The organism is Massilimicrobiota sp. mt181, assembly GCF_055420065.1.
This window is the reverse complement of sequence record NZ_JBVAYN010000043.1, coordinates 1-7,997: the sequence shown is the minus strand read 5'-3', so window position 1 is coordinate 7,997 and position 7,997 is coordinate 1. Positions and strand designations below refer to the sequence as shown.

At 31.5% G+C, this 7,997-nt stretch carries 11 protein-coding genes; 10 read left to right on the top strand and 1 reads right to left on the bottom strand.

Annotated elements, in window-relative coordinates; genetic code table 11:
* The 4 genes from ACZYT4_RS13705 to ACZYT4_RS13690 form a co-directional block, all read left to right on the top strand.
* Positions 1–219, top strand: a 219-nt coding sequence (locus tag ACZYT4_RS13705) for a hypothetical protein (RefSeq protein ID WP_463786837.1), incomplete at its 5' end; no start/stop codon positions are given.
* A 2-nt stretch (positions 220–221) separates the two neighbouring features.
* Positions 222–365 carry a hypothetical protein gene (locus ACZYT4_RS13700; protein ID WP_463786832.1) on the top strand — a complete coding sequence of 48 codons (144 nt, stop codon included), beginning with the start codon at positions 222–224 and terminating at the stop codon, positions 363–365.
* Between the two features lie 147 nt (positions 366–512).
* Positions 513–854, top strand: coding sequence for a hypothetical protein (locus ACZYT4_RS13695; RefSeq protein ID WP_463786830.1), 342 nt, complete (start codon positions 513–515; stop codon positions 852–854).
* Positions 851–1,018, top strand: a complete 168-nt coding sequence (locus ACZYT4_RS13690; RefSeq protein WP_463786827.1) for a hypothetical protein — start codon at positions 851–853, stop codon at positions 1,016–1,018. The genes ACZYT4_RS13695 and ACZYT4_RS13690 overlap by 4 nt, the downstream gene beginning before the upstream one ends.
* A 329-nt stretch (positions 1,019–1,347) precedes the next feature.
* Here ACZYT4_RS13690 and ACZYT4_RS13685 read toward each other — a convergent pair whose 3' ends face one another.
* Complete coding sequence (locus tag ACZYT4_RS13685) at positions 1,348–2,598, bottom strand: DNA/RNA non-specific endonuclease (protein ID WP_463786826.1); 1,251 nt, start codon at positions 2,596–2,598, stop codon at positions 1,348–1,350.
* A 390-nt stretch (positions 2,599–2,988) separates the two neighbouring features.
* Here ACZYT4_RS13685 and ACZYT4_RS13680 point away from each other — a divergent pair, with 390 nt between their 5' ends.
* The 6 genes from ACZYT4_RS13680 to ACZYT4_RS13655 all read left to right on the top strand — a co-directional run bounded on the left by ACZYT4_RS13680 (position 2,989) and on the right by ACZYT4_RS13655 (position 7,971).
* The gene (locus tag ACZYT4_RS13680; protein WP_463786823.1) at positions 2,989–3,489 is read left to right on the top strand and encodes a hypothetical protein; all 501 of its coding nucleotides are present in this window, start codon (positions 2,989–2,991) and stop codon (positions 3,487–3,489) included.
* A 181-nt stretch (positions 3,490–3,670) separates the two neighbouring features.
* On the top strand, positions 3,671–4,750 hold the full coding sequence (locus ACZYT4_RS13675; RefSeq protein ID WP_463786819.1) for a DUF4062 domain-containing protein: 1,080 nt from the start codon (positions 3,671–3,673) through the stop codon (positions 4,748–4,750).
* A gap of 571 nt (positions 4,751–5,321) precedes the next feature.
* The gene (gene relB / locus ACZYT4_RS13670; RefSeq protein ID WP_463786815.1) at positions 5,322–5,549 is read left to right on the top strand and encodes a type II toxin-antitoxin system RelB family antitoxin; all 228 of its coding nucleotides are present in this window, start codon (positions 5,322–5,324) and stop codon (positions 5,547–5,549) included.
* Positions 5,539–5,814 carry a type II toxin-antitoxin system RelE family toxin gene (locus ACZYT4_RS13665; protein WP_463786812.1) on the top strand — a complete coding sequence of 92 codons (276 nt, stop codon included), beginning with the start codon at positions 5,539–5,541 and terminating at the stop codon, positions 5,812–5,814. Before relB ends, ACZYT4_RS13665 begins: the two co-directional genes overlap by 11 nt.
* A gap of 50 nt (positions 5,815–5,864) precedes the next feature.
* Positions 5,865–6,614 (top strand): terminase small subunit, encoded by a 750-nt coding sequence (locus tag ACZYT4_RS13660; RefSeq protein ID WP_249191401.1) that lies wholly within the window; start codon positions 5,865–5,867, stop codon positions 6,612–6,614.
* Positions 6,604–7,971: a PBSX family phage terminase large subunit gene (locus ACZYT4_RS13655; RefSeq protein ID WP_463786810.1), complete on the top strand. Its 1,368-nt coding sequence runs from the start codon at positions 6,604–6,606 to the stop codon at positions 7,969–7,971. Before ACZYT4_RS13660 ends, ACZYT4_RS13655 begins: the two co-directional genes overlap by 11 nt.
* The last annotated feature ends 26 nt before the right edge of the window (positions 7,972–7,997 follow it).

Sequence of the window (7,997 nt, the reverse complement as noted above, 5' to 3'; positions counted from 1 at the left end):
CAGACACAGGCATTTGATAATTTAAATCAATTAGATAAAGATATTGATGAAATAGAAAAGATATTTGATAAAGCGACACCTAAAAAAGCAAAACCTATGTATCTTCCATTGGTCTCCACTCCTTATCGTTGCCCTTGTTGTGGCACTTTAGTAAGAAGTGAAATAGAAAAATTTAATTACTGCCACAATTGTGGTCAGGCGATAGATTGGTGTGAATGATAATGAAAATAAAAGCAGAAAGGAAAAATAGTTTAATAGAATTAGAAACAGACAGTGTTAAATTAATTAATTTCTTCTATTATTTGCTAAAAACATTTAGATTTGAAATTAAATATATTGATTGGAGTAAAAAAGATGTTGAATAAACTTAAGTATAAAATAAGTGAAATAAGAAAAATGTTTGAAATTCATTGCCCTGATTGTGGCGGAATAATGAAATATGAGTTTTATGACCCTGTGCATAAAGTAGATGTATTTAAATGTCAAGACTGTGAAAAGGAGTGGGTTTGATTATGACTAAAAAAGAATGTGAAACTGCATTAAGTAAATTATGGGATAACACTTTTGGAACTGATTGCATAACAGGCGAAGATTTAGATAAATATGTAGATGTAATTAATGGTTTGATTCAATACGTATTTAATCCACAACTATACAAATTTGAAGATTTGAAAGTAGGTATGTGGGTATGGGATGATAAATTAAATGCGTGTTTCTTGATAAAAGAACTAAAACCACAATCGTATTGGAACGTTATAATTTATGCCAATTATTTAACAGATACTTTTGAAGAAATGCATTTTGAAAAAAATCGTTTCTATCCTGTAACAAAGGCTATGGAGTATCAAAAATGAGAGTTGATGAACACATACCAGTGTCTATATCAATAAAACATGAAAAAGATAAGACAATCATAGAGCTGGATAAAGATTGTGAACTTAGATTATATATAGCACCAGATTCTAGAAATAATGGTGTGATAGTATTTTCGGAAAAGGAAGTGAAAGACAATGATTAAGAATTGTTTGAATTGCAAACATTGTAGTCAAAATAACTATACAACTAGTGAATATTATGGATTTAGATGTGAAATAAAAAGAAGATATTTTGATTATAATTTTAAGCAATTAATAAAGGGGATACTATGTCTTTTCTATGAAGAAAAGGAAGTGAAAGATTTTGGATAAAATAGATTTGATGAAAGAATTGATAAATCTATATCAGCAAAGAGAATTTGTTCAGCTTCCTTGTACGCAGCTGATTATAGATAAATATATAAAGAAGCTTGAATTAAAACTAAAAGCATTGCTGTAAACAAAAAAATCGAGAGATCACTCTCGATTTAACTTAAAAACATTTGCTACATGGCTCAAGTCCTCTTGATTTAGCCTCACTTAAACTTATTTGTCTGGCTTTATCAGGATTCATTCTTCCGCAGTTTGGTTTGTTATGGTACTTAGATCCAGTAGCAGAAATCCAGACCTGTCCTCCAACTGGAGTGCTTTCTACACTGCTGTTAGATGAACTGCTGCTTTTTGAACTGTTTGAAGAACTTGAGTTAGATGATGAACTCTTCTTGTTGCTTGTACTGCTTGAAGAACTCTTTTTATTGCTACTGCTTGTAGAACTTGACGAACTTTTAGAACTGCTAGAAGATCCTTTGTTGTCAAATTCCGTCTTAACAACTTTTCCATTCAATGTGTATGTATAAGCATAATGACTTGGTGTCATTGTACTTGTATTTGGATATGTAATGATTGCAGTGAAATCTGTACAACCCCCAGCTTTTCTGATAGATTCTTCCATGTCTGCTTGTTTACCAGTTCTATTCAAAGTACTGTTTTGAGGTGTAATGTTATAAGCATTTGAAACACCACCTAATGAATCAGCAATAACATGTCCTTCATCTAGATCTTTTGCTTCAACACCAGGAACTTTCGCTTCATCACTGCAATACCTTCCTGACGAAGTTACATCTTCAGCGTCATCGTCTTGAAGCACAATTTCTTTGGCTACAACTTTTACAAGTTGTCCATATTTGTTAGTGAAGGCCCAGTATTCTCTGTCACCGTAACCAATATCAACAGCTGCATTTGCTACTCTGTTTCCAGAAAGACTACAGAAGTTTACGTCAATAATTTGGTATCCATCAAACATTTCATCATTTGAAGTCGTACTATTTGATGTTGATTTATCAGATGATGTTGAATTGTCTGTTGAAGTTGTTTTAGTCGATTCTGTTTTCTCCTTAACACCATCTTCCGTAGTGTTGCTTGTTTTCTGTTCATTATCAACAGAAATATTTTCGGTCTGCGGATCGTCTAATGATGCCGCATCTGTTGTTTCTGGAGTCCATGGACTTACACCAGCAAAGAGAATAGATAAAGCCATTAGTACACCTAAAGTGCCATATAATTTCTTTCGAGTAAATTGTCTAATATCATTTTTACGTGCAAAGACAATAAAACCTGCAATTACTAGAATGTATCCAATTCCCATAATTAGTGGTGAATTTAATCCTACTGCAATTCCACTCACAACAAATAAAAGCATGAAGATACAGATAATTGCTCTTAAAATAATTTTAAATTTTCTCATGAATATTTCCTCCCCATACTTTTTAATGATAACACGAATTGAATATAATTTACACAAAAACAAAGGAGTTGATTAATTAATGAAAGAAGTAGTCATAAATTTTTTTGCTGGTTTAGGAATTATAGAATCAGTTATTTTATTTGTTGGAGGAATAATTTTAATTAAAGCTATAAGGAATTTTGAAGAATGAATATAACTAAACAACAGTTTGCTGAATTTGTCGAAGCTAACAGAAAGAAAATCAGCAATAATGGTAACGATTATAGCATAATGTCAATTGAAAGATGGAAGCTGACCTCACTTGATATAAATACATACATATACATTGCAGATCATTATGAAGAACTGAAAAGAAAATTCAATAGACAATAGAATTTGGGAGGTAACGGAATGTCATATAGTGATGAAGAAAAACAGATTATTAAAAAAGTAAAGGAATATCTTAAATGTATTAGAATTCTAAAGCAGGAAAGACTGACCCTGAAGTATGAATATGATGATATTCCATTGCCACAGTCACCGAATATAGGCAGTGAAATGCCTGGAGGATCTATCAAGGAAAAGGATCAGCAGCTTAATTCAAGAATAGTGCGACGAGAGTTGCTATTGCAACGAATGAAGATGTTTGATGAAGTCATTGACAGATTTACATATACGCTCTATCTTCTGAAAGGTGGGCAGAGAACCATCGTCAACTGCTTTGTTGATTCGAGGGGATATGGCGATATGGTTCAAAAGCTGGAAGAAACGTATTTCATAAACGAGAGAGCATATTCGAGAAACATAAATGACATATGCTTGGAACTGTCGAAGTATATTGACTATGAGAATCCACCTAGAATTGAAGATTTGAATAGGAAGTTTAATGAAATAATAAGAAAAATGAATTAAAGAAACAAACTTCTAATGTAGGTTATAAACTTATAGTATTTTGTATAGATGAAATATCAGGGACGATTTTTTTATGATATTATTCTAGAATATAAAATAATACAAAATTTGTAAGTATTTCATATTAATATTGTAAATGGAGGTATTTTTTATGTATAATAAATACAGAGGTGAATTACATATGAAACCAAGAGTATTTGTAAGCTCTACATTTTACGATTTAAAATATATTAGGGAAGATTTAGCAAATTTCATTAAAGCTCATGACTTTGAACCCATTATGTTTGAGGATGGAGATATTGGATATACACCTGGAAAGGAATTAGATGACTCATGCTATGAAAGTATGAGAAACTCTGATATGACCATTTTAATTATAGGTGGACAATATGGAAGTGCGGCAACAGGAGAAAATGATAAAATATCTCAATTTATTTCTATAACAAGAAATGAATTTAGAACAGCTATTAGAAATTCTATTCCTGTTTTTTGCTTTATAGATAAAGCAGTTTCTTCTGAATTTGAAATTTATAAATTAAATAGGGAAAATTTAGAAAAAAACAATGATAGTATTTTGTTTAAAGCAACAAAAAATATCAATATTTTTAGATTTATTGAAGAAATATACATGATTGGTAAAATACCTATTAATACATTTGAAAGATCAGAAGATATAAAAGACTTTTTAGGGAAACAGTGGGCAGACATGTTTAAAAAGTATTTAATTAATTTAAAAGATAAAAATACGATAAATGATATGCAAGAAACATTATCAGAAATGAAATCTATAGTAAATGAAATGAATATTATGATTAAAGGTGTTGGTCGAAAAGTTATAAGTAACAATGAAGAGTATAATAGTTTGTTGGAAGAACAATCTAAAATCAGAGTTTCTGAATTATGTGATGAAATAACTAAAAATATTGAAATTGATACAATGACAAAAGCATTAAATGATAATCAAAAGAATAAATGTATCACAACTCTTCTTGATGCTTTAATAAATGTAAATAAATTTGTAGATAATTTTGTTTTTTCTTCTAGTAAAGAATTACAAGATTTAGCTCAAGAAGCAGCAATGAAATTAAAGAAAGAACTAAGATTATCAGGTATGCGATTGTCTAGAGTATCTAATGAGTTGATAATGGCAAATAGAAAAATTATTGAGTTAGATAATAATACGAAAGATTATGATTTATTAATCAGTTATTTATCCAAGACTAAAAATTTCAATCAAATATTTAGTTTAAGATATTCATAATTAATTTTTTAGAATTCAAACATTATATCTTTATAAAATAATATCTAAAAAGATTATCTATATATTATTTAAATATTTTCAATAATTTTGTATCGTTAAATAGTGAGGAGGCTGTAACGAAATAACTTTTTAAAGAGTTGATTTTGTTTCAGCTCTTTTCTTTTTATAAGTTCTGTCCGTAGTTTGTCCGTAAAATGTCCGTAGTTTGTCCGTAGATTGTCAGTGATAAAGTATGCTATTATGTTATCGTAGAAAAAATTCTACAGGACAGTTCTTCTCATCTGTTCCTAAGAGATCATCATAATATCGATGATCTTTTTGTTTTATAAGATAAGTTATGTAATAAAATTAAAGAAATTGCATATAATAAAATTGACAATATAATATATATGTAGTACAATGTATTACGAAAGGAGAACTTTCATTTTTGAATAGCTAGTATAAGAATAGAATAAAAAGAAAATTTGATTCAAGTTAAAGTCAACGTTAAAGAAAATAATTAAGAAGATCGAAAGTGAAAGTAAAAAAAGAAAAATGAAAAAACAATCAGAAAAAAGTGGAGGTGAGTATTATGAGCTTTTCCATTAGATTGAATAAAGAGGAGGAAGAATTAGCAAAACGTTATGCTGCGTTACATGGTTTTTCACTAGGCGAAGCTTTCAAAAAAGCGTTATTCGAAAAAATAGAGTACGAATATGATGTAGCAATAGCTGAACAAGCTCATAATGAATTTGTGAAAGATAATAAAACGCTTAGTCATGACGATTTGCTAAAATTATTCGAAGAAAATGAAAATTAAAAAATTCAAAGTGGAATACTCTAGAAGAGCAGTAAAGCAATTTAAGAAAATGGATAGCTACACAAGAACAATGCTTCTAAATTGGATTTCTAAAAATCTTGTTGATTGCGAAGATCCTTTTGCTCATGGGAAGGAGCTTAAAGGAAATTTAAAAGGTCAATGGAGATATCGTGTTGGTGATTATCGCATTTTATGTGAAATTCATGATGATGTTTTAGTTATTCTTGTATTGACCGTTGGACACAGAAGAGATATTTACAAATAAATATCTCTTTTATTTTGCAAAAAAGAATAATCAGGAGGTGGTGATATGACTTGAAAGACAAACAGGAGATGGCATATGAGGATTACATAAATGGGATGAAATATAAAGACATCGCCAAGAAGTATGATGTTTCTATAAGTGCTGTTAAGTCATGGAAATCACGATACTGGAAAGATAAAAAGTTGCAACCAAAAAAGCAAAGGTTGCAACCAAAAAAAGTTGCAAAGAAACAGGCTGAAAAGATAGCCGAAAACATGGTTTATGAAAATGGAGAGCTGGATGAAGAACGCCAGCTCTTTTGCATTTACTATCTGAAATATTTCAACCAGGTAAAAGCTCTGCTTAAGATTCGACCGGATTATAAATATGAATCAGCATGCGTCATAGCCAACAGACTTATGAAGGAAGAAGCAGTTCAAAAGGAAATCAGGAGGCTTAAAAAGGAAATGTTCACGGAAGCACTTCTTGATCCGCACGACATTGTTCAAAAATACATAGATATTGCATTCTATGATGCTACTGATTACGCAACTTTTGATGGAAACAAAGTAAGGCTTAAAGATAGTTCTAAAGTTGATGGAACAATCATCCAGGAAGTGAAACAGGGTCGTGATGGTATTTCAATAAAGTTTGCTGACAGGATGAAAGCATTGGATTGGTTAACCAAGCACCTGGATATGGCCAATGACGAACAGAGAGCCAAGATTGAACTGATTAAAGCACAAACTGAGAAGCTCAATCGTGATTCATCAGGTGATGATCCAGAAGATGATGGAGTGATTATTATCAATGACATCTAATGGTAGTAAAAAAACAGTAAGATTATCTGATATTATCATTCCCAAGTATCAGCCTCTTGTAAATGATAAGGATCATATGCACAAGATCATTGATTCAGGACGTGCGGGAACAAAATCTTCTTTCATTGCTATTCTTGCTGTTTGGATGATTGTTTCAACACCTCAGACAGCTGTTATATTCATGAGAAAGCATCACAACAAGCTGAGAAAAACAGTCTATAAGGAAGTCATTCGTGCAATCAAGCGTCTTGGGTTGAGCAAGAAAATGTTCATCATCAAGAAAAGCCCGATGGAAATTACTTACAAAAAGAATGGCAACACAATCTACTTTACTGGTTCCGATTCTATTGATGACACCAAAGGTATGATTGATGAAGAAAGAGTCATTCGTATGGTTTGCTTGGATGAGCTTACAGAATTCTTCGACAGTGGTGAGGGAGAAGATGAATTATCTAATATAGAAGCTACATTCGTTCGTGGTAATGATGAGCATTTTGACATGTATTATCTTTTCAATCCGCCAAAAAATGCCAATGCACCTATCATGAGATGGGTCAAGAGAATGGAAAAGCGTGAAGACTGCATTCACATTCACAGCGATTATAGAGATGTTCCAATTGAATGGCTTGGTAAAAAGCTGATTGCAGCTGCTGAAGCAATGAAGAAAGCTAATCAGACACTTTACGAGTGGATTTGGTTGGGATTGTGTTCTGGATCAGCTGAAACAGTATATTACATGTTTAAAAAAGAGATGATCATCAATTCAAAGAGTTTTGAAGATCTCATTCATGTTGGAATTTCTATTGACTATGGTCAGCTGAATGCAACAACATACCAGGCATTCGGATTAAATCAATCAACAATGAAAATTGAAGGCATGGATGAATACTATCACAGTGGTCGTGAAAGTGGAACACAGAAGCCACCAAGTGAATATGCCAAAGATTTTGTATCATTCTATAAATATATTGAAGATCTCATGAATGGTGGAAAGACTGGTGGCCAGAGAAAGAAGATAGAGGCAGTATTCATAGATCCATCAGCAAGAGGACTTGCTGAAGAAATAAAAAGAATACTTCCTGAAGCAAGAATTGTTCCAGCAGACAATAGAGTTGCTTTGGGAATCGAGAGAACACAAAAGATGTTCTCTTTTTTTAAGCTCTTTTTAAACAGGACTCAGGAGCATCTTATTGATGAGATGGATTTATACAAATATAACAAAGATTTATTAGATAAGGGCAAGGAAGAAGTAATTAAACAAAATGATCACTGCTGTGATGCAATGCGATATTACATCATGGGTATGTGGAAATATCTTAAAATGCTGCTTCCATACACGGAAAGGGGTGATAAGTAAGTGAATATAAAAGAAAGTGTAAAGAA